This window comes from Thermotalea metallivorans (genome assembly GCF_001562415.1).
GTDB lineage: Bacteria > Bacillota > Clostridia > Peptostreptococcales > Thermotaleaceae > Thermotalea > Thermotalea metallivorans.
Genome location: NZ_LOEE01000042.1, coordinates 45,313 through 63,080 on the forward strand (window position 1 = coordinate 45,313; position 17,768 = coordinate 63,080).

The following is a 17,768-nucleotide window of genomic DNA, read 5'->3' on the forward strand; positions in this document are numbered from 1 at the left end:
TCTATAAGAATGACTGTTTGATATCACAAATAAGAAACTGCATATTCTTGTACCCGTTCCACTCATTCAACCTGGGAAATCCTACGATGTCCACCTTTTCCGGACATCCCAGATGCTTAATATAAAATTCAGCCAGTCCAAAGCCAATGGCTTGAATAGGTGTAAGATCTCCAAATTTGCAGGACAAACCTTTGAATCTCAAGTGCTCTTGGTTTTTGCCCATGGCTACGGCCTCAGGAGAATTTTCTATCCTTAGCTGGCTCAGCAGAAACTGTGGTTTTTCATTCCCCATGCCATAGGGTTCAATTTTCTCCAGCTCCTGCAGCAGCTTTTCCGTAATATCTGCAGGTTTTAGCTCCCCATACACCTTTATGGTCTTTACGTAGGTTTCCGGTGCCCTTTCCTTGATCTCCCTCGCCTGTGCATTCAATCGCCTTCTCAAGATATCCAGTTTGTCCTTTTCCATGGAAAAGCCACAGGCATTTTTATGTCCCCCGAATTTAATAAACAGATCGGCACACTTTTTCATTTCCTCATAGATATCAATCCCGTCTATGCTCCGCCCACTTCCCTTCAAAATTCCTTTCTCATGGGATTCCGTGACGATCAGGGTGGGTTTGTAGTATAAATCTCTGATTTTTCCTGCAATAATTCCAATAACACCTTCATGGGTTCCCTGGGAATCGATGACGAAAAACAGATGGTCTTTATAGGATTGTTCTACCTTTTCTTTACAAAGTTCCAATCCCTTATCTTGGAGCGATTTTCTTTCCTCATTGCAAGCCACCAGATGGCCCACCAGTTCTTCGATCTTTTCGGGATCCTCCTCTAAAAGCAGCTCAACACCTGCCCTGGCATCATCGATTCTTCCGCTGGCATTGAAGTGGGGCGCCAGAATAAATCCGATATGGGCTGCAGTAATATTTTTTCCTGCCAGCCCGACCGCTTCTATTAGCCTTTTCAATCCGGGTCTTGTACAATTGTTTATTTTTTTAAGTCCGTATTTTAATATGGTTCTGTTTTCCTCAATCAAAGGAACTACGTCAGCAACCGTAGCTAAGCCCACCACATCCAGCAAATCATTTAGACAGCTTTTGGGAGCATTGAGTCTTTTTTGTATTCCTTGGACTAATTTGAAAGCCACCCCACAGCCGCAGAGCAGTTTAAAAGGATAAGGACAGTCCTCTTGCTTGGGATTCAATATGAGACAATCGGGCACCCTATCGGAAAGATTATGATGATCCGTAACGATAATTTCCATGCCCAATTCCTTCGCCAGTTGCACTTCCCTGACCGAAGTGGAACCACAGTCAACGGTAATAATCAAATCGGCCCCCCGGCTTTTGATATCCTCAATGGCTTCGCAGTTTAACCCGTAGCCCTCCTCTGCGCGAAGGGGAATATAATAGTGAAGATTTTTTGTAAAGGGTTTGAGAAAATCCATCAGCACCGCAATACTGGCGATGCCGTCCACATCATAATCACCATAGATCCATATGCTTTTGTTTTCTCGGATATGCTCAATAATCACATCCACCGCTCGATCCATATTTTTCATCAGAAAGGGATCATAGGTTTTTTGGGGTTTAGGAGAAAGAAATTCCTCCATTTCCCTAGGATCTGTAATGCCTTTGTGAATTAATATTTTCTGAATTATGGGATGGATCTTCTCGTGTACACAACGAAATTCCTGCTGCTCGTCTAATATTTCCCAATATGTTTCTATCATGCTTCTCCTCCTGCTGCAAATCAGTATATGCCGTATTTTTCATTTTATATTTTTGCGGATATTGTTTTCGCCTAATTATATATTAACACAAAATCAACAAGGTTTTGGATTTTAGCTTCGTCGCAAACAACAAAGTCACCGTTGTCCGGTGACTTTATGGATTTCTCTCTTGCCTAAGCCAATTTTTCTCTTTTCGGAATCATCAGATTGCTCCAGCGGCCGCATTTATCACCCCAGTGGGCAACGAGCTCTCCATCCCGGTGAAATCCTACTACTTCACACATATTGGCGCAGCCATCACATTCGAAGCTGTTCACATGGAAATTGCTCTCAGCCACATCAAAGCCCAAGAAGTTTGTTTTTCCTGCCTTTCTTACTTCATCCTTTGCCAACAGGCATGCACCAATGGCACCCATGACATTGGCATGGGGCGGTACGATGATTTCACAGCCCAACATCTCCTCAAAGGCTCTTCGGATACCAATATTGGCCGCTACACCTCCTTGGAATATCACAGGGGGTTTGATGTCTTTTCCTTTCCCAAGGTTATTCAAATAGTTCCTTGCCAAGGCTTGGCATAATCCATTAATAATGTCCTCCTGATTGTGTCCCAACTGTTGCTTATGGATCATATCCGATTCTGCAAAGACGGCGCAACGCCCTGCAATTCGCACTGTTGTTTTGGATTGCAGCGCCATGGCCCCAAATTCCTCAATGGGAATATTCAGCCTTTCTGCCTGTCGATCTAAAAAGGAGCCTGTTCCTGCAGCACAAACGGTATTCATGGCAAAATCATAGATGATACCATCCCGCAGAAGAATAATTTTCGAATCTTGACCCCCGATTTCAATAATTGTTTTTACATCTGGTACACAATGCAAAGCTGCAATGCCATGGGCAGTAATTTCATTTTTCACCACATCAGCTCCCACCATGACAGCCGCCAACTGTCTACCACTTCCTGTAGTCCCCACCCCCAGGATCTCAACATCCTCAGCCAATTTTTCTTTCATCGTCTGCAGTCCTTGTTTCAAAGCCTGAATGGGTTTGCCTTGGGTTCTGATATATAATTTCTCTAATATTTTTTCATCGGCATCCATTACAACCACGTTGGTACTCACTGAACCTACGTCAATTCCAAGATAACACTTCTTCATATTCACTTTTCTCCTTTCTCTTTCGCAACAATTCAACAAAGGCCTCTATTCTCGTCTGGTAACCGGCTTCACCTGTCATCTCATCCAATACGAGCTTTAGTACGGGCATGTCCTTTTCTGTCTCTATGGCCGATAATATACTTTGGGCCACGATTTCCGGCATGCAGGTAAAGGGCAGCAAGTGAATCACACCATCAAAATTTTTCTCCTGATAACGCACCGTATTTCCTATGGTATGCAGGGCGTGGCCTCCAATCTCCTTATTCAAATAGGGTGCTGCTGCCCCGTAAACTTCTTTCTTTTCTGAATGAACGAAGGGAAGAAAATCCAACTGTTCCCTTATAAACTCGCTGGGGATGACGGAACGATGAACTTCCACACCCATATTCCCTAATTTTTTGATAATATTCAAGTTAATAAAGGGCTCCACTACAGTATAAATCTCTCCAACAATCCCTATTTTTATCACCGCTTTCTTCTGATCTGTTTCAATATTTTGCAGTCTTTCTGCTGCATGTTCAATAACCTTGATGGTTTCACGGGAACCTCTGGCTCGGTCTACTGCCTCCTGGAATTGATGGTACAGCTGATCTGTTTCCCCGGGACAAACTTCTCTGGGCCTTATCTTGCAAACCATGTCATCCAGTTGATCAATTTGATTTAAGATCTTGAGGGCTTTTAGGAAAGCTGTAAAAATTTTTCCATAATGATTGTTCCCTGCCACCAGCTTCAGCTTCTTTAGAAAACGGCTAATCTCCCGAAAATTTTTAAAGGGTTCTGCACAGATCATTTGTACAGGATAGCCCAACTGATGCAATATCTCCTCCTGCAGCATATGATAATAACTAATGCGGCATGCATCGCATCCTCCCCACATGAAGAGGGTATCTGCCCCTTTTTGAATACTTTCCATATAGTTTCCCAGGGTAATTTTAAAAGGAATGCAAATCTGCTCCGGTGCATGGCGGGTACCCAGTTCAAGGGTATTTTTGCTGCACCTCGGCGGAGGTACTACCTCTACGCCCAAATCCTCAAACACAGCCTTTAAGGCAATATATACATTTCCCATATGGGGAAAAGTTATTTTCACACGGCTCCCCTCCATAGACAATACAACTGCAATTTTTTAGAATTTTTTTGCTTATAGTTCATATGTTTTCTGTCCTCTGTCCATGGTAGAGTATTGACTGATTTTTAATAAATTATTCAAGGATATATCCTCCTATCATTGTTCTCCATCGCTGGTACAGCTGAAAGCGAAAGAAAATAAAAAGACAAAAAAACAGCTCCGTCTTTTCAGACGAAGCAATAGATGATAGAAAAACAATTTATTTTACTACAATATTATAAATCTTGCCGGGTACATAAATCTCCTTGACAATATTTTTCCCTTGGATAAAGCAGATGATCTTTTCATCTTCCAAAGCCTTTTTCTTTACATCTTCCTGGGAAGCTTCCGCAGGAATGACAATGGCAGCCCTTACCTTGCCGTTTACCTGAACGGCAATTTCAACCATGGCATCCTTTGTCTTTTCTTCATCCCACCGGGGCCATGACTGTTCTGCAATCATGCCTTCATAGCCGTTGATTTGCCAGAGTTCTTCCGTGATATGGGGGGCAATGGGATTCAACAACATTAAAAATGTCTTAAACTCTGCCCGATGGATTTGACCCCGGTCGTTGAATTCATTCAGTAAAGACATCAAAGCAGCGATGGCTGTATTAAACTTCAAATTTTCAAAGTCTTCGCTAACTTTTTTGATGGTCTTGTGGAGGCTGGTTTCCAATTCCTTTGAGAAGGCATCCCCATCTGTCAGGATACTCTGCAGCTTCCATACACGGTCCAAGAATCTTCGACATCCCTTGATGCCGTTTTGTGACCAGGGAACACTCTTTTCAAAGTCTCCGATAAACATTTCATATACCCTTAACGTATCTGCACCGTATTCTTCAATGATCTCATCGGGATTTACCACATTGCCCCTGGATTTGGACATTTTCTCACTGTTTTCCCCTAAAATCATACCATGGGAAGTTCTCTTCTGATAGGGCTCCGGTGTAGGCACCACACCGCAATCATACAGGAATTTATGCCAGAATCTCGAATACAGCAGGTGCAGGGTGGTATGCTCCATGCCGCCATTGTACCAGTCGATGGGCAGCCAGTAATCAAGATTTTCTTTGCTGGCCAATTCCTTATCATTGTGAGGATCCGTATATCTTAAGAAATACCAGGACGATCCCGCCCACTGGGGCATGGTATCCGTTTCCCTTTCTCCCTTGCCTCCGCATTTCGGACAGGTGGTCTCCACCCATTCACGGATGTTGGCCAAAGGTGATTCCCCCGTATCGGTGGGTTCATAGCTTTCCACCTCCGGCAATACCACAGGCAGTTCTTCCTCGGGAACAGGAACCCAGCCGCACTTTTCACAGTAAATCAATGGAATCGGTTCGCCCCAATATCTTTGACGGGAGAATACCCAGTCCCTCAGTTTAAAGTTGACTTTTCTCTTGCCGATTCCCTTTTCTTCCAGCCAGTCACTGATTTTTTCCTTGGCTTCTTTTACTTCCAAGCCGTTCAGGAAGCCGGAATTCACCATGATGCCATTTTCCGTATCCGTATAGGCTGCCTCTTCAATATTGCCGCCGGCAACAACTTCCACAATGGGGAGATTGAATTTCTTTGCAAACTCCCAGTCCCTCGTATCATGGCCAGGTACTGCCATAATGGCCCCTGTTCCATAGGACATCAGCACATAATCTGATACAAAAATAGGAATTTCTTTTTCTGTTGCCGGATTCACGGCTTTGATGCCTTTGATTTCAACCCCTGTTTTTTCCTTTGCCAGCTCTGTTCTTTCAAAATCCGACTTTTTGTTGGCCTGTTCCTTATAGGCCTCGATTTCATCCAAATTTGCAACAAAATCTTTTAATTCATCGATCAAGGGGTGCTCCGGCGCAATTACCATATAAGTAGCACCAAACAAGGTATCGGGCCTTGTGGTATAAACCTTGATTTGTTTGCCTCCCGTTACGGCAAAATCAATTTCCATTCCTGTGGAGCGGCCAATCCAATTTTCCTGCTGAATTTTTACCCGCTCGATATAATCAACCAGTTGCAAATCCTGAATCAAGCGCTCAGCATATTCCGTAATCTTCAACATCCATTGATTTTTTACTTTTCTGACCACCTCTCCACCGCAACGCTCACAAACTCCGTTTACCACTTCTTCGTTGGCCAGACCTATTTTGCACGCTGTACACCAATTGATGGATGCCTCTTTTTTATATGCCAGGCCCTTTTCAAAGAGCTTCAGGAAAATCCATTGGGTCCACTTATAATATTTAGGGTCTGTGGTATCCACTTCCCTGGACCAGTCAAAGGAAAGTCCAATGGATTTCAGTTGGGCTTTGAAGCGTGCAATGTTCCTTTCCGTAACAATTCTGGGATGAATCTTATTTTTTATGGCATAGTTCTCTGTAGGCAGCCCAAAGGCATCCCAGCCCATAGGATATAGTACATTATAGCCTTGCATTCTTCTCTTTCTTGCTACAATATCCAAGGCCGTATAGGATCTGGGATGGCCTACATGAAGTCCCTGTCCCGAAGGATAAGGGAATTCCACCAGCGCATAATATTTAGGTTTCGTCTTATCGTCAGAAGCATAAAAGGTTCCTCTTTCCTCCCAAATGTCCTGCCATTTCTTCTCAATCTCTTTTGGGTTATACTCCTTCATCTTTCATCACATCCTCTTCTAAAATTTTATAAAAAAACAAAAGCCCTTCATCTGCTATAGAGACGAAAGGCTCGCGGTACCACTCTATTTGACAGTCATCAAGACTGTCCCCTCAAACAACGATAACGGGTTTCACCGATTAAGGCTACTCATCTTTCGCCTTAATAGCTCCGGGACGAGTTCAGCCGCCTCTGTTGCCATCTTCCACCACCCGATGGCTCTCTATAAACAGTCGGAAGGCTTACTGCTTCCCTTCTCAGCCCAAATATTCGCTTGAAAGTATTGTACCAGATTATGAAACGGAAATCAATTTCTATTTTCAATTATTCCCTAACCACGGAAAATATAATACAATTTTATTATCGGATAAAAATTTTCCGCTCCCAATGGAGGTGATTTGTATGTCTAAAGAGTACAAAGGAAAAATCACAAAGATTGAGCAGCAAATCAAAAATAAAAAACGTTATTCTGTCTATATCGACGATCAATTTGCCTTTGGCATATCGGAGGATCTTTTGGTCAGATATCGCTTGCTGAAGGGAAAAGAAATCGATCTGACATCCATCGGAAGGATTATTGCCCATGAAGAACAAAATAAAGCCGACAATTATGCCATAAAGCTATTGTCCTACCGCCCCAGAACTGCCAAGGAACTTCAACAGAAAATGAAAGAAAAGGGTTATGAAGACTCCGTCATTGAAAATACACTGTCAGTGCTGAAAGAACATAACTATATCAATGACGAAGATTTTGCCAAATCTTTCATAAAAGATAAAATGCAATTCCGAAAAATAGGCAAAATAAGAATGAAACAGGAGCTATCCCAAAAAGGGGTGGAAAAAAACATCATTCACAAGGTTATGGCAGAACACATGGATTCTGAAAAAGAATTGGAAACAGCCCTGGCCCTTGGAAGAAAAAAACTGGAAACAACCTATAAAAATGATGATAGGAAAGCCCAATATCGAAAGCTGGGAAGCTTTCTGCAAAGCAAGGGCTTTGCCTATGATATGATCATCAAAGTATTAAATATGCTCCTTAAAGAACAAAATTTTTAATTTTCATTCTTTTATTTTTTCAGATTTGTATTGCCAAAAATATAATTATGGATCATGACAAACAGATAGCCTATGCAGTAGGTAATAAAGGTAATATAATAGTTCATTTTGTCATAATATCCTACCAGATTTGTAAAATTTAAGGTTGCAGCCTCGAAACCGGTATTCACAAGGGCCATGGCAGCCACTAGCAAAATATTTTTATGCAATTCCTTTCTCATAAAATGGGTATAAAGCATGCCAAATACTGAAAAAAAGGCAACATCTTTGATCATCATAGAAAAAAAATCATCATAAAAACCGGAAGGATAATACCAATATTTATATACATAGGCCCAGATGCAGATGACCATGGCGATCAACCCCGAAAAACCAAAGGCAACATAATATTCTCTCCACCTTCTTCGATGGGCCAGTTGAAAGAAAAGAATCCAAACCGACAGTATGGCACCTGCAGAGTAAACAAAATCCCAAATTCGATGATCCAAATCCACTCCCTCCCCGGCTTTTATAGTTATTATGGCAACAATTGCAGAAATTTATTTTGCCATAAATTGTTTTCTGCATAAAAAAGTCATAGATGAAAAATAATCCATCTATGACATACCCTCTTCTCTCTATACTTTTCCATAAGCCACGGTAAAATCATGGATCCCGCGATAAATGGGGATTTCAAAACCTTCATATCCATTGTTCAAAAACATTTTCTGTTTTTCCACCTGATGATTTTTTATATGCACAATATGCTTATATTTTTTCGGCAATGTTTGTTGCATATCCATATATAGGATATATCTTAACTTGCCGTCAATTTCATCATCAATTTCTCCATATTTCTTTTTTAACTGTCTGATCACGAATCCTGCCTTCAAAAGATTTCTCACGCTGTACAAATTGTTAGGAGAAACCGTGGCAAGACCATGCCTATAGTTTTGATCTAAAAGAATCTCCCTGCTCTTTAAAAGAGTTTTCTTTTGAAGTCCGTGTCCCCTAAAGTCAGGGTGTACAACCGTTGTATCAAAAATGGCAACCTTCTTCAATTCCTCTTCATCAAAATTTAAATCTCGTCCCAGATTGGGCCTTTCCAGTCCCGGTATGTCCACAATCCGGAAGGCAATCAACTGCCTCTCAAAAAATACCCCTAGGATATGCCCTCCTGCATCTAAAATCGTTACGTTGTCCTTTAATGTATTGGGATGAAAAATTTCTTTGTTCTCTAGGCTTTCATAGACAATATGCTGTAAATTCATCACATCATCCATAAATTCCCTGCCAATCATTTTTATTTCGTAGTCCAGAAAAACCGTTGTATTTACCTGTTGTAGAAGATTTGCTGCCCATTCCTCTTTTTTTACATTTTTCAGCATCCCTCATCACTCCTTTCTCACAAGTGTTTTGCTCCTTTGATGGGAAAATCGAAGGAAGGTATAACAACAACGGGTTGAGCCAAGCCATGATAAAGCAAAACTACGCCCTTCCCCCTTGCGATCTACCGGAGCATATTTTGAAAATAATTTCTATATGAGAACAAATTTAAATATGAAATCCCATGAATGATCCCCTCGGAACCTGAACACTTGGTAACCCTGTAAAGAAATGCAATAGAAACAGGAGAAACATTTGAACAAAAACTTCATAAAAGCAGCAATTTATAAGATGTGACACAGGATGACATAATTGTATAAAAATACACATATCGATGAATAGAAATGGTTAAAATAACGTATTCAAATTATATCATTTTTTCATTGGATTGTCAAATATTTTTTGTGTTTTCAATAAATTATCGACGGTTTTATCCCTTTTTCCATTAACCAAAATAAAAAAGAGAGGACATTTTTCCTCTCTTCAGAACCTTTAGCATCTTGTTGGATTCATTTATGATTTTGCTTTAACATCGCCATAAATTCCTTGGTCAATTGATTTGTTTCTTGAAGCTTTTTTTTCAACTCGTTAAATTTGCTTGAGATTTGTGCATCTTTTACAGTTCCGTTATTATCAGAGGTTAGCAGCAAATCTATCCCGGAGATATGCTCCATATTGCGAAAATTATTCTTTTCTATTCCCGTCATCTGATGCATGACTTCCTCCACTGTTTTGCGATCCTCCATATATACCCATCCTTTCTGCTTTTCTATTTCTATCCCATGCAGGGATTTTGCATCCACCTGTCCACTCTTTTTTTGAATATTCCCTAAGAATATTTTCTGAATGTACTTCAGATATTATTCATATAGAATATAGAATCCTATTTTTTATATCGTATCTTAGGAGGGCATCCTATGGATTTAAGCATCTATCCAACAAATGTACAAGAATTTTTATCTGAATTTATCAAACGGGGAATCATTGATCCCAACGGAGTACCCGATAAAACTTTCATTAACTTTCTTTACACCCAAAGATTCGACAAAGATTATATCGACGCCATCCTATATCGCAAAAGATAAAATAAACTGGACGTTTCACATATCCTCCATGCCACGATATTTATTCATGATTTTGCTAAATATTTCTGCCGTAGATGGAGGGGTATAGGTGATGGCATTGGCCCCTGCTTCAATTGTTTTCGTAATCGATGCATCGGTGGGTCCTCCCGTAGCAATAATAGGAAATTGCGGATAATCCCTGCGTATTCGTTTCACAATCTCTGCTGTATTGGAACCCCCTGAGACATTAAAAATATTCGTTCCGGCCCTGATTCGTCCGTCAATGTCGTCATCCTCCGAAACTACTGTTACCACAATGGGAATATCAATCCTCTCCTTCATTTCGGCAATGACCTCATTTGGCGTAGGTGCATTGAGTACCACGCCAATGGCTCCTTGAAACTCGGCATGGAGGGCGATGTTAATTGAACGCTGCCCGGTGGTCAATCCGCCGCCAACACCGGTAAACACAGGAACAGGAGCAACTTCCATGATCGCCTGAGTAATGGAGGGTTGGGGCGTGAAAGGGTAGACCGCTATAATTGCATCGGCGTTAGTATTTTTAATAATGGCCACATCCGTAGAAAACAAAATGGATTTTACTCTTTTCCCCAGTATTCGAATTCCACTTGCCTTGTAAATGACCTGGGGAACCTGTATGATGTTTTTTCGAAGTTCCGTGGTGATTTCCGGCACAAACTTCTCCTTTTCCATATAAAAATCCTCCCTATCAAAACTGGCCTTTTCCATTGCATCTCTATTGGAATTTGCCTTTTTCTTTTTTATCCGGCTGCCTTATGATTTCCTTGGCTACATAGGCAGAAGTCATGGCAGCCAAGAGTGCACCGTAATTCATCTTCAACTCCACAATATCCCCAACCCGATAGGCCTCCTGTGCATCTGTAATATCTAAAATCAAATGATCGCTGCTGGCACCCAAAACCGTAACATTTGCATCCTTCGGCTTGATGCCGTCCAATAGAATATCCTGCCTTCCCAATGCCAAAATAGCCCGCTTCCGCATGCCTTTTTCAACGAACTGGGGTATATGTCCAAAGGCATCCACACCCCTCTTTCCGATAGGCACGGAGGGCTTGGTCTTAATTTCAACGATTTCTCCAAAAAGACAAAAAGCGTCATCATATAGTCCTTCTATGGTCTTATCATATACGTCTTCCTTCCCCAACACAATCGGTTCTCCGAGCCGCAGTTGATTAATTTCCTCCGGCATTTGATTCTCCCAAATTAAATGGAGACTGTTGGAATTTCCTCCGGAAAGATATAGGATTTGAATCCCGTATCTCTGTTCTATCCTCTTTTTCATTTCAACCAATTTTTCCAATGTATGCTTCTCAGGAATGACGCCCCCGTAGCATCCGAAGTTTGCACCCAGCCCAACGAGCCGAATTCCCCTTAGGGCGATGATCTTTTCTATTATTTCATCTGCTTCATCTTCCCAAATTCCTTCCCGCAGATCCCCTAGATCTATCATTAAAATCACTTGATGCTGGCACCCCTTTTTTAGTGCTGTCTGAGAGATTCTTTCCATAACCTCGATCTCAGAATTGATACTTATATCTGCATATTCTATCACTTCTTCAATCTCACTGAGCATGGGTATTCTGAGCATCATCTTCGGAACAGGAATCTCCTTGAGCTTTTTTATATTGCTTATCCTCGAATCTGCAAGCATAGGAATCCCAGCTTCCACAAGGGTGCGGGCAATTTCAGGGTCCCCTAGAAAAACCTTAGTGACAGCAACAATCTCTATCCCCTTTTTTCTGCACATCTCTACCAACATTTTTGCATTATGGTGAAGTTTCGGAAGATGAATTTCCAATTTCGGATATGTCATAAAAAACCCCCTTTTTATGCAGGCAAACTTGAAAGTGTGAATCTATGGCGATCTCTGGCGAGAATCATTTCTCACGAATTGATCCCATTTTGCAATTTCATGCCTGCTAATACTATTATAGCTTGTGAGTTCAAAAAATTCAGTCATTTTTTGAATATCAAACCCTCTCCCATCAATATAGACATATTTCACTGACAATAAACATCCATCATAGTTGGTTAAAGAAACAGATAGATAGAAAACCAAGACAGATCTCAATAAGGAACCTAAGTCTAAGATTTTTTCTGCAAATACTAAAATTTTTTTGATTATTCTACAAAATTCGACTACGACTGTGTCATTATATATAGTATGATATATAATATGATAGAAAAAATAGGACCAACGGCCTATAAATTATAGAAAAAAACGACAAAATATGATAATATTTTTTTTAGATTTTCTGGAAGGCGGTGTAAATATGGAAATACAAGTAGAAAATAAAAAAAAGGCGGAAATAACCATGCGGCTGTCTGAATTTGAAATGCCTCCTATGCAGGATGTACTGCTCGTGGGCAAACGGGCACCTATCGGTCCGGAAGCCACAAGGAGAATGGTTGATATTTTATCCCCGGAACAGTATGAAATCATCAAGGTGGATCATACCGTCATCGAAGCCATTGTTGTCAGAAAATCACTGCTTCATATGCTGCAGCAGGAAAAGTTAATTGATCTAATTCTTGAGGAAGGAGGCAAGATTGCTAACGAATCCATGATCATCAAAGCCCAGATCCATGTGGTGCTTCATGTTAGCAAATCTATAGATTTATGATAAGACAGGTTAGTGAAATCATGATCAAAAATTTTACAATCGTAAATGCCCTCCAAAGCGTGGAATATATCCGGAACATCTATGCAGAAAAAGAAGTTGAATGCTTCCCTGTAACAGAAGAAGGCAAGATCATTGGCATATTGACCAGCAAAGATCTGATGAAATCCCATTTCAATAGGATTGCTGCGGATGCCATGTCAGGAAAATTCCAATGTATTTCTCCTTCTACGCCTGTATGGAAAGCCCACGAACTGTTGAATGAAGAAGGTATGGATGCTCTTATCGTCCAAGAAAACCATGAATTGGTCGGATTAATCACAAAAGGTCTTTTGAAGGCAGAACTCGGCAAGCACATTGATTTGCTTACGGATTTGTATAAAAGCGATTACATATACTATCATGCTGCTGAACTCATGGAAGCAGGACATGAAATATCGATCATATTTATCGATATCAATAATTTTGGTTCTATAAATAAAGAATTGGGGCATATTGTCGGAGACAAGATTTTAAAGGAAGTTGCCCTCATATTGCAGAAAAATCTTCCCCAAGAAACCTTCCTCTGCAGGTTTGGAGGAGATGAATTTGCTATACTGACTCCCTATTATATCCATGAATGTAAAATGATTGCGGAAAAATTACTGAAAGCCGTTAAGGCCCATTCCTTTCCTGACAATGTTCCCGTGAGCTTATCTGCAGGCATTGCAGGTGGGAGAAGACATAATCACAGATCCGGCGATACTTTTCCCACCGTTTCCAATTTACTCAACATTGCAAGTATTGCTTCGACAAAGGCAAAGAAGGAATTATCCAATCTTTTTGTTGGAGAAACAGGCTTTGCAGATGGAATTGCCCAAACCTATTCTTCATGACCCTATCCTGTCACCCCCCCGCTGATGCAGCAGCTCAGTGGGGGCCTGCCAAACAAGATACAAGTTTTCCAAAAACAACCAAAATAGCAATGCAGCCCGCCACTGAATCAAAGATTCAGATTTGCCAATTTTCTTCCCTTGCGATCTCTGCCAATAATGCCATATTTCTTCTAGAAGCCATATAGAGAACTTTTTCCTTTCCATTGAGATTGCCGATGATCTCTTAAGCACCCACATGGGGGGTTTTTGAAAACGCGCCATCACCTCTACTGCTGTATCCTCAATAGGATATAATATCTACCTCGTCTTCTTGTTCCTTTTGAAATCCCACCACAATTTTATTGGGCAAACATATGATACTTTGATACTTTTTTCTAATCCAGCCCGTGTCAGAACATATGGCATCAGGGCATATCTTTCTATCCATCTCTAGCATCCGTACGACTCCATCCTTCACCTCAATATATCCCCGATGACGACCGAACGGAAATTCGTAAATTTTTCCACCGTCGTTTTCTCCTATAGAGATTTTTTTTATCTCTTTCCCATCAACGCGAATCCATACATATTTCTGTTTTACGCTTGTATTGAAAAAGATCGTCAGGAACATCGCCGGTAAACTGACGACAAGTATAAAAAATATCAAAAACTTATCCCATTTTGTCATAGCCTTCAACTCCATCACCATTGGATAGATCCTTTTTTCCTGCCTTTGCCTGTTCCACACTGGGATAACTGCAATAAGGGCAATTTCTCCAAATCACGCTGATCCAACAACCGCATCCTGGACACCTTCTTTTTAATTCTATCCTGCAGCGAGGGCAGTAGACAAAATCTTCTTTTATGGGATGTCCACAGTGAAAACAGGTAAATTCCATCTCCTTTGTATTGCACATGCAATCTTTAGATTCTTTTGTACAAATAAGATAAACAATCAATGCCAAAAGAATTATACCGATCAACATCATCTTCTATCATCTCCCCCTCTCTAATCCACAGTAAGGACATATACTCCATGTTTCTTCCACTTCAGCAGCACATCCCTGACAAAGTGTTCTCTGCAGTTTCTTTTTGGGCCAATCCGTTAAAACCAATGCCAATAATAATATGGCCCCCACAACCCCTGCCAATTTTAATCCCCACACGCCCGTACCGCAAATGCGGTCGAAATCAGGATGATATATATTTCCAACATAAATAACGAGTGCAATGAGTATCAGCCCCGTTACGACAATCCCGATTTTTTTCTTCATTTCTTCACCCCATTTTTCTATCCTGCTACTTTGTCTATGCAAACGACAACACTCTATTTTCTAGAAAATTATTGCAAATTCCATGCCAAAATATAAAATAATTTGATAACCAATATCTCTTCTTATTGAATTACGCATATCCCCAATTGTGTTTGAAATCATACAATGATTGTTGTATATCTACCATTAAAAAAGCTATCTTACAAAAAGATAGCTTTAGCTTGTAGACAAACCCTTGAGATTTGGCTTCCTGCTCAGACCTGCGCCGCTTTTCTGAATAAAAGTATAAGGAAAAAAGCGGCTTGCTAATTCGCGACGAAGCCTAAATCTCAAGGGTTCTTACTTATCCAGTTACTTTTTCTATAGACTGAAGCTATCTTACAATAAAGATAGCTTTTCCATACAGTCCCCTTCTCCACAAAATCTCCATAAAATCTCCACATTTGTCATGTATAATAAAGTAAACTTTTACAAGGAGGTGATTTTCATGTTTTTATTTCCATTGATCATTATAATTCTTGCTATTTGGTTAATCGTTTATTTATCCACCACGATTGCCAGCAATTCCCACGCTCATACGAATTACAAAGAAACAAACTACACTCCCCATATGAACAGACCCTTGGAAATATTGAAAGAACGTTATGCTAGAGGGGAGATATCAGAGGAAGAATATTGGAGAATAAAAAAGAATCTCGAATCAAATGACGGTAAAGGATAATGCACTTTACCGCCTTTTGTAAATCATTTATTTCCTCAATAATTCTCGCAACCACTGGTTGCCGTCATCAAAAATTAGCCTGTGTTTTAGACCTTTTTTCAATTTTGTTCTGCAATAAGGACAAAATCTCCAATGAGATTTTATTTCTTTCATACAACAAATACAAAAAAAAGTTTCTACTTTTGTTTTACAGTAGGGGCAAAACCGCCATTCATCTTGCAAGGCTTTGCCACAGCGTTTGCAAGGCGCCATATGAATCACTTTAATATCTGCACTAGCTCCCAAAATAACCACCCCTATCATATTTCATTATATATTCATCATACATGACGGTTTTCCTATTTGTCAAAAACGAATACCATCGAAAAAACACTTGTTTTGCAAATATTATGTGAATTTGGTCGATTCAATCTTCGTAACTATATTCAGTTTATTTCGACCTATCTTCGATATCGTATGGTGCTGTCCGCTATAAAACAGCACCGACTATAATCATGATTGTAAGGGGGATACACATATGAAAAATAATTTATTACCCGTCGGGGCTGACTTGGGAAATGATGCCTTTAAAATTATAGGCCCTTCGAAACGAGAGTTATTTATTATGAATATTATTGCACCCTGGCACGAAAGAAGAGTTATAAATGAGGATACAAGATTTCCGTTGAATTTATTGGAAGTAGAGATACAAAGCCAGAACCAGACTCTTGGAAAATATTTCGTAGGAGGAATGGCATATAACTTTAACAGGGGAATATTACGAGAAAGGACGATTGCAGACCGCCATAACGGAAAAGCCAAGGACATAGAAACCCTAATCGTCCTCATCACTTCCATCGCTGTTTCTCTTTTGAAACCCAACGCCAAAAAGATTAAGGAAAAGATTATTTTAGGTACAATGCTTCCCACAGAAGAATACTTTAGAAATAATAGAGAGAATGTTTCCATTCTGGAAAACAGGTTAAAAGGAATTCACTGTATCAAATTCCTCAATCCGGTATTCAACGGAGTTGAAGTTGAATTTGAGATCGTGGATGTTGTTACACAGCCGGAAGGGCTTTGTGCTATCAACGCAATGATGTATGATGATCATGGTGAGCTGCTGGATGAGTATGAAAATAATTATGCAGAACGTACAATTTTAGGCTTTGATATAGGGGCCTTAACTTCCGATGTTACAGTCATACATAATTTTGAACTTAGAACCTTTTTTGGTATTGATAAAGGAACGATTGATCCTCTCAACAGAATTATCGATTACATAAAAACAGAATACAAGGTAACCATTCCAAGACACAAACTGGACAATACCATTATTCGCAATGAAAAATTGCTCATCTATGGTGAAGAAATTGCCAATTTCCGTGATATCTGCAAACAAATGATTGATTATGAGGCTAGGCAGCTTGTGGATGAGTTTTCATCTAAAGCGGCAGCTGCCGGCATTCAATTGCCGGATATAGGCCTTATCATCCTTTGTGGTGGGGGATCCCTTCTTTTTAAAGAAATTATACAGAAAAATCTCTCTCGAATCCCAATGATGTTTAGCAAGAATGCCATCATGCTCAATGCCCTTGGTGCTTGGAAAAATGCAAATCGACTAAAAAACAAATATAGCGACAGTTCTTCCCTAGATTATGTGGCAATCACGCAGGAGTGATCGGAAGGAAGGTGCATGGACATTGTCAGATCAATCTCAGTATATCTATAGGATTCAACTTCCCGCTGCCACATCCAAGGATGTAGTCGAATGGTTTGAAATGATGAATGCCAATGAGCGCCTATCGGATGAATTGATTTATCTTGTGCATAATAGCCTGAAGAAAGAGAATCTCTTTGTCAAATCTGATTTGCAGCATGAAAAAACTGAGGAAATTCAAGATAATTCCTCTCAGTCTTTATGCAATCAGGAGGATTTTTTTCACAATCTTTATAACTGGCAGGATTCCAATAATCATCTCTTTCAAGAGGACAATACCCATGAAGAAAAGAAGACAAAAAAGAAAATGTTGTCGATATAATCGAGTAGGAGGTAGATAATTAATTTATCTACCGTCCTCTCACACCACCGGACATACGGTCCCGTATCCGGCGGTTCATCAGGATTAATATCACATAGAAAGCCTTTTAGTTAGAGTAGTGAATC

20 protein-coding genes and 1 other annotated feature are annotated in these 17,768 nt (G+C 40.2%); of the genes, 7 read left to right on the top strand and 13 right to left on the bottom strand.

The window, feature by feature from the left end; genetic code table 11:
• Window position 1: 1 nt before the first annotated feature.
• The 4 genes from recJ to leuS form a co-directional block, all read right to left on the bottom strand.
• The gene (recJ, locus tag AN619_RS09895; RefSeq protein WP_068556538.1) at window positions 2-1,729 is read right to left on the bottom strand and encodes a single-stranded-DNA-specific exonuclease RecJ; all 1,728 of its coding nucleotides are present in this window, start codon (window positions 1,727-1,729) and stop codon (window positions 2-4) included.
• 173 nt (window positions 1,730-1,902) lie between these two features.
• Entirely contained in the window at window positions 1,903-2,886 is a 984-nt protein-coding gene (locus AN619_RS09900; RefSeq protein ID WP_068556539.1) for an acyl-CoA dehydratase activase, read from the bottom strand.
• The gene (locus AN619_RS09905; protein ID WP_068556540.1) at window positions 2,861-3,976 is read right to left on the bottom strand and encodes an acyl-CoA dehydratase activase-related protein; all 1,116 of its coding nucleotides are present in this window, start codon (window positions 3,974-3,976) and stop codon (window positions 2,861-2,863) included. Before AN619_RS09905 ends, AN619_RS09900 begins: the two co-directional genes overlap by 26 nt.
• Before the next feature lie 238 nt (window positions 3,977-4,214).
• The gene (gene leuS, locus AN619_RS09910; protein WP_068556541.1) at window positions 4,215-6,623 is read right to left on the bottom strand and encodes a leucine--tRNA ligase; all 2,409 of its coding nucleotides are present in this window, start codon (window positions 6,621-6,623) and stop codon (window positions 4,215-4,217) included.
• A 55-nt stretch (window positions 6,624-6,678) separates the two neighbouring features.
• Window positions 6,679-6,890 (bottom strand) — a binding site (T-box leader).
• Between the two features lie 134 nt (window positions 6,891-7,024).
• Here leuS and AN619_RS09915 point away from each other — a divergent pair.
• Window positions 7,025-7,681, top strand: coding sequence for a RecX family transcriptional regulator (locus AN619_RS09915; protein ID WP_068556542.1), 657 nt, complete (start codon window positions 7,025-7,027; stop codon window positions 7,679-7,681).
• A gap of 11 nt (window positions 7,682-7,692) precedes the next feature.
• On the opposite strand, the gene AN619_RS09920 is transcribed toward AN619_RS09915, so the two are convergent.
• The 3 genes from AN619_RS09920 to AN619_RS09930 all read right to left on the bottom strand — a co-directional run bounded on the left by AN619_RS09920 (window position 7,693) and on the right by AN619_RS09930 (window position 9,792).
• Window positions 7,693-8,169 carry a CBO0543 family protein gene (locus AN619_RS09920; protein ID WP_068556543.1) on the bottom strand — a complete coding sequence of 159 codons (477 nt, stop codon included), beginning with the start codon at window positions 8,167-8,169 and terminating at the stop codon, window positions 7,693-7,695.
• A gap of 129 nt (window positions 8,170-8,298) precedes the next feature.
• On the bottom strand, window positions 8,299-9,048 hold the full coding sequence (locus AN619_RS09925; protein WP_068556544.1) for a GNAT family N-acetyltransferase: 750 nt from the start codon (window positions 9,046-9,048) through the stop codon (window positions 8,299-8,301).
• 507 nt (window positions 9,049-9,555) lie between these two features.
• Window positions 9,556-9,792, bottom strand: a complete 237-nt coding sequence (locus AN619_RS09930) for a hypothetical protein (RefSeq protein ID WP_157064976.1) — start codon at window positions 9,790-9,792, stop codon at window positions 9,556-9,558.
• A gap of 171 nt (window positions 9,793-9,963) precedes the next feature.
• Between AN619_RS09930 and AN619_RS15975 the strand changes: the two genes are divergently transcribed.
• A complete protein-coding gene (locus AN619_RS15975) occupies window positions 9,964-10,131 on the top strand; it encodes a hypothetical protein (RefSeq protein WP_157064977.1) in 168 nt (55 codons plus the stop codon).
• A gap of 15 nt (window positions 10,132-10,146) precedes the next feature.
• Here AN619_RS15975 and AN619_RS09935 read toward each other — a convergent pair whose 3' ends face one another.
• Window positions 10,147-10,824: a hydrolase gene (locus tag AN619_RS09935; protein ID WP_068556546.1), complete on the bottom strand. Its 678-nt coding sequence runs from the start codon at window positions 10,822-10,824 to the stop codon at window positions 10,147-10,149.
• Between the two features lie 43 nt (window positions 10,825-10,867).
• Window positions 10,868-11,965, bottom strand: a complete 1,098-nt coding sequence (orr, locus tag AN619_RS09940) for an ornithine racemase Orr (protein WP_068556547.1) — start codon at window positions 11,963-11,965, stop codon at window positions 10,868-10,870.
• 460 nt (window positions 11,966-12,425) lie between these two features.
• Here orr and AN619_RS09945 point away from each other — a divergent pair, with 460 nt between their 5' ends.
• Window positions 12,426-12,776 (top strand): hypothetical protein, encoded by a 351-nt coding sequence (locus tag AN619_RS09945; protein WP_068556548.1) that lies wholly within the window; start codon window positions 12,426-12,428, stop codon window positions 12,774-12,776.
• 20 nt (window positions 12,777-12,796) lie between these two features.
• Entirely contained in the window at window positions 12,797-13,648 is an 852-nt protein-coding gene (locus AN619_RS09950; protein ID WP_083525074.1) for a GGDEF domain-containing protein, read from the top strand.
• Window positions 13,649-13,928: 280 nt separating this feature from the next.
• On the opposite strand, the gene AN619_RS09960 is transcribed toward AN619_RS09950, so the two are convergent.
• The 3 genes from AN619_RS09960 to AN619_RS09970 are packed head-to-tail and all read right to left on the bottom strand — an operon-like array spanning window position 13,929 to window position 14,901.
• Window positions 13,929-14,315 (bottom strand): NusG domain II-containing protein, encoded by a 387-nt coding sequence (locus tag AN619_RS09960; protein WP_068556550.1) that lies wholly within the window; start codon window positions 14,313-14,315, stop codon window positions 13,929-13,931.
• Entirely contained in the window at window positions 14,299-14,616 is a 318-nt protein-coding gene (locus AN619_RS09965; RefSeq protein WP_068556551.1) for a zinc ribbon domain-containing protein, read from the bottom strand. The genes AN619_RS09960 and AN619_RS09965 overlap by 17 nt, the downstream gene beginning before the upstream one ends.
• Before the next feature lie 6 nt (window positions 14,617-14,622).
• Window positions 14,623-14,901, bottom strand: coding sequence for a hypothetical protein (locus AN619_RS09970; RefSeq protein WP_068556552.1), 279 nt, complete (start codon window positions 14,899-14,901; stop codon window positions 14,623-14,625).
• 487 nt (window positions 14,902-15,388) lie between these two features.
• On the opposite strand from AN619_RS09970, the gene AN619_RS09975 reads away from it, so the two are divergent.
• On the top strand, window positions 15,389-15,622 hold the full coding sequence (locus AN619_RS09975; RefSeq protein ID WP_068556553.1) for an SHOCT domain-containing protein: 234 nt from the start codon (window positions 15,389-15,391) through the stop codon (window positions 15,620-15,622).
• 27 nt (window positions 15,623-15,649) lie between these two features.
• Here the strand turns inward: AN619_RS09975 and AN619_RS16705 are convergent, their stop codons facing one another.
• Entirely contained in the window at window positions 15,650-15,925 is a 276-nt protein-coding gene (locus AN619_RS16705; protein ID WP_083525077.1) for a zinc ribbon domain-containing protein, read from the bottom strand.
• Between the two features lie 214 nt (window positions 15,926-16,139).
• Between AN619_RS16705 and AN619_RS09980 the strand changes: the two genes are divergently transcribed.
• Together AN619_RS09980 and AN619_RS09985 are read left to right on the top strand one after the other, a co-directional pair.
• Entirely contained in the window at window positions 16,140-17,282 is a 1,143-nt protein-coding gene (locus AN619_RS09980; protein WP_068556554.1) for a ParM/StbA family protein, read from the top strand.
• A 22-nt stretch (window positions 17,283-17,304) separates the two neighbouring features.
• The gene (locus tag AN619_RS09985; RefSeq protein ID WP_068556555.1) at window positions 17,305-17,643 is read left to right on the top strand and encodes a hypothetical protein; all 339 of its coding nucleotides are present in this window, start codon (window positions 17,305-17,307) and stop codon (window positions 17,641-17,643) included.
• The last annotated feature ends 125 nt before the right edge of the window (window positions 17,644-17,768 follow it).

Excerpts from the sequence above, each read along its gene's own strand:
- AN619_RS09975 (WP_068556553.1), top strand. The coding sequence starts at position 15,389 with ATGTTTTTATTTCCATTGATCATTATAATTCTTGCTATTTGGTTAATC.
- leuS (WP_068556541.1), bottom strand. The coding sequence starts at position 6,623 with ATGAAGGAGTATAACCCAAAAGAGATTGAGAAGAAATGGCAGGACATT.
- AN619_RS09925 (WP_068556544.1), bottom strand. The coding sequence starts at position 9,048 with ATGCTGAAAAATGTAAAAAAAGAGGAATGGGCAGCAAATCTTCTACAA.
- AN619_RS09900 (WP_068556539.1), bottom strand. The coding sequence starts at position 2,886 with ATGAAGAAGTGTTATCTTGGAATTGACGTAGGTTCAGTGAGTACCAAC.
- AN619_RS09930 (WP_157064976.1), bottom strand. The coding sequence starts at position 9,792 with ATGGAGGATCGCAAAACAGTGGAGGAAGTCATGCATCAGATGACGGGA.
- AN619_RS16705 (WP_083525077.1), bottom strand. The coding sequence starts at position 15,925 with ATGATAGGGGTGGTTATTTTGGGAGCTAGTGCAGATATTAAAGTGATT.
- AN619_RS09980 (WP_068556554.1), top strand. The coding sequence starts at position 16,140 with ATGAAAAATAATTTATTACCCGTCGGGGCTGACTTGGGAAATGATGCC.
- recJ (WP_068556538.1), bottom strand. The coding sequence starts at position 1,729 with ATGATAGAAACATATTGGGAAATATTAGACGAGCAGCAGGAATTTCGT.
- AN619_RS09950 (WP_083525074.1), top strand. The coding sequence starts at position 12,797 with ATGATCAAAAATTTTACAATCGTAAATGCCCTCCAAAGCGTGGAATAT.
- AN619_RS09935 (WP_068556546.1), bottom strand. The coding sequence starts at position 10,824 with ATGGAAAAGGAGAAGTTTGTGCCGGAAATCACCACGGAACTTCGAAAA.
- AN619_RS15975 (WP_157064977.1), top strand. The coding sequence starts at position 9,964 with ATGGATTTAAGCATCTATCCAACAAATGTACAAGAATTTTTATCTGAA.
- AN619_RS09960 (WP_068556550.1), bottom strand. The coding sequence starts at position 14,315 with ATGACAAAATGGGATAAGTTTTTGATATTTTTTATACTTGTCGTCAGT.
- orr (WP_068556547.1), bottom strand. The coding sequence starts at position 11,965 with ATGACATATCCGAAATTGGAAATTCATCTTCCGAAACTTCACCATAAT.
- AN619_RS09965 (WP_068556551.1), bottom strand. The coding sequence starts at position 14,616 with ATGATGTTGATCGGTATAATTCTTTTGGCATTGATTGTTTATCTTATT.
- AN619_RS09945 (WP_068556548.1), top strand. The coding sequence starts at position 12,426 with ATGGAAATACAAGTAGAAAATAAAAAAAAGGCGGAAATAACCATGCGG.
- AN619_RS09915 (WP_068556542.1), top strand. The coding sequence starts at position 7,025 with ATGTCTAAAGAGTACAAAGGAAAAATCACAAAGATTGAGCAGCAAATC.
- AN619_RS09970 (WP_068556552.1), bottom strand. The coding sequence starts at position 14,901 with ATGAAGAAAAAAATCGGGATTGTCGTAACGGGGCTGATACTCATTGCA.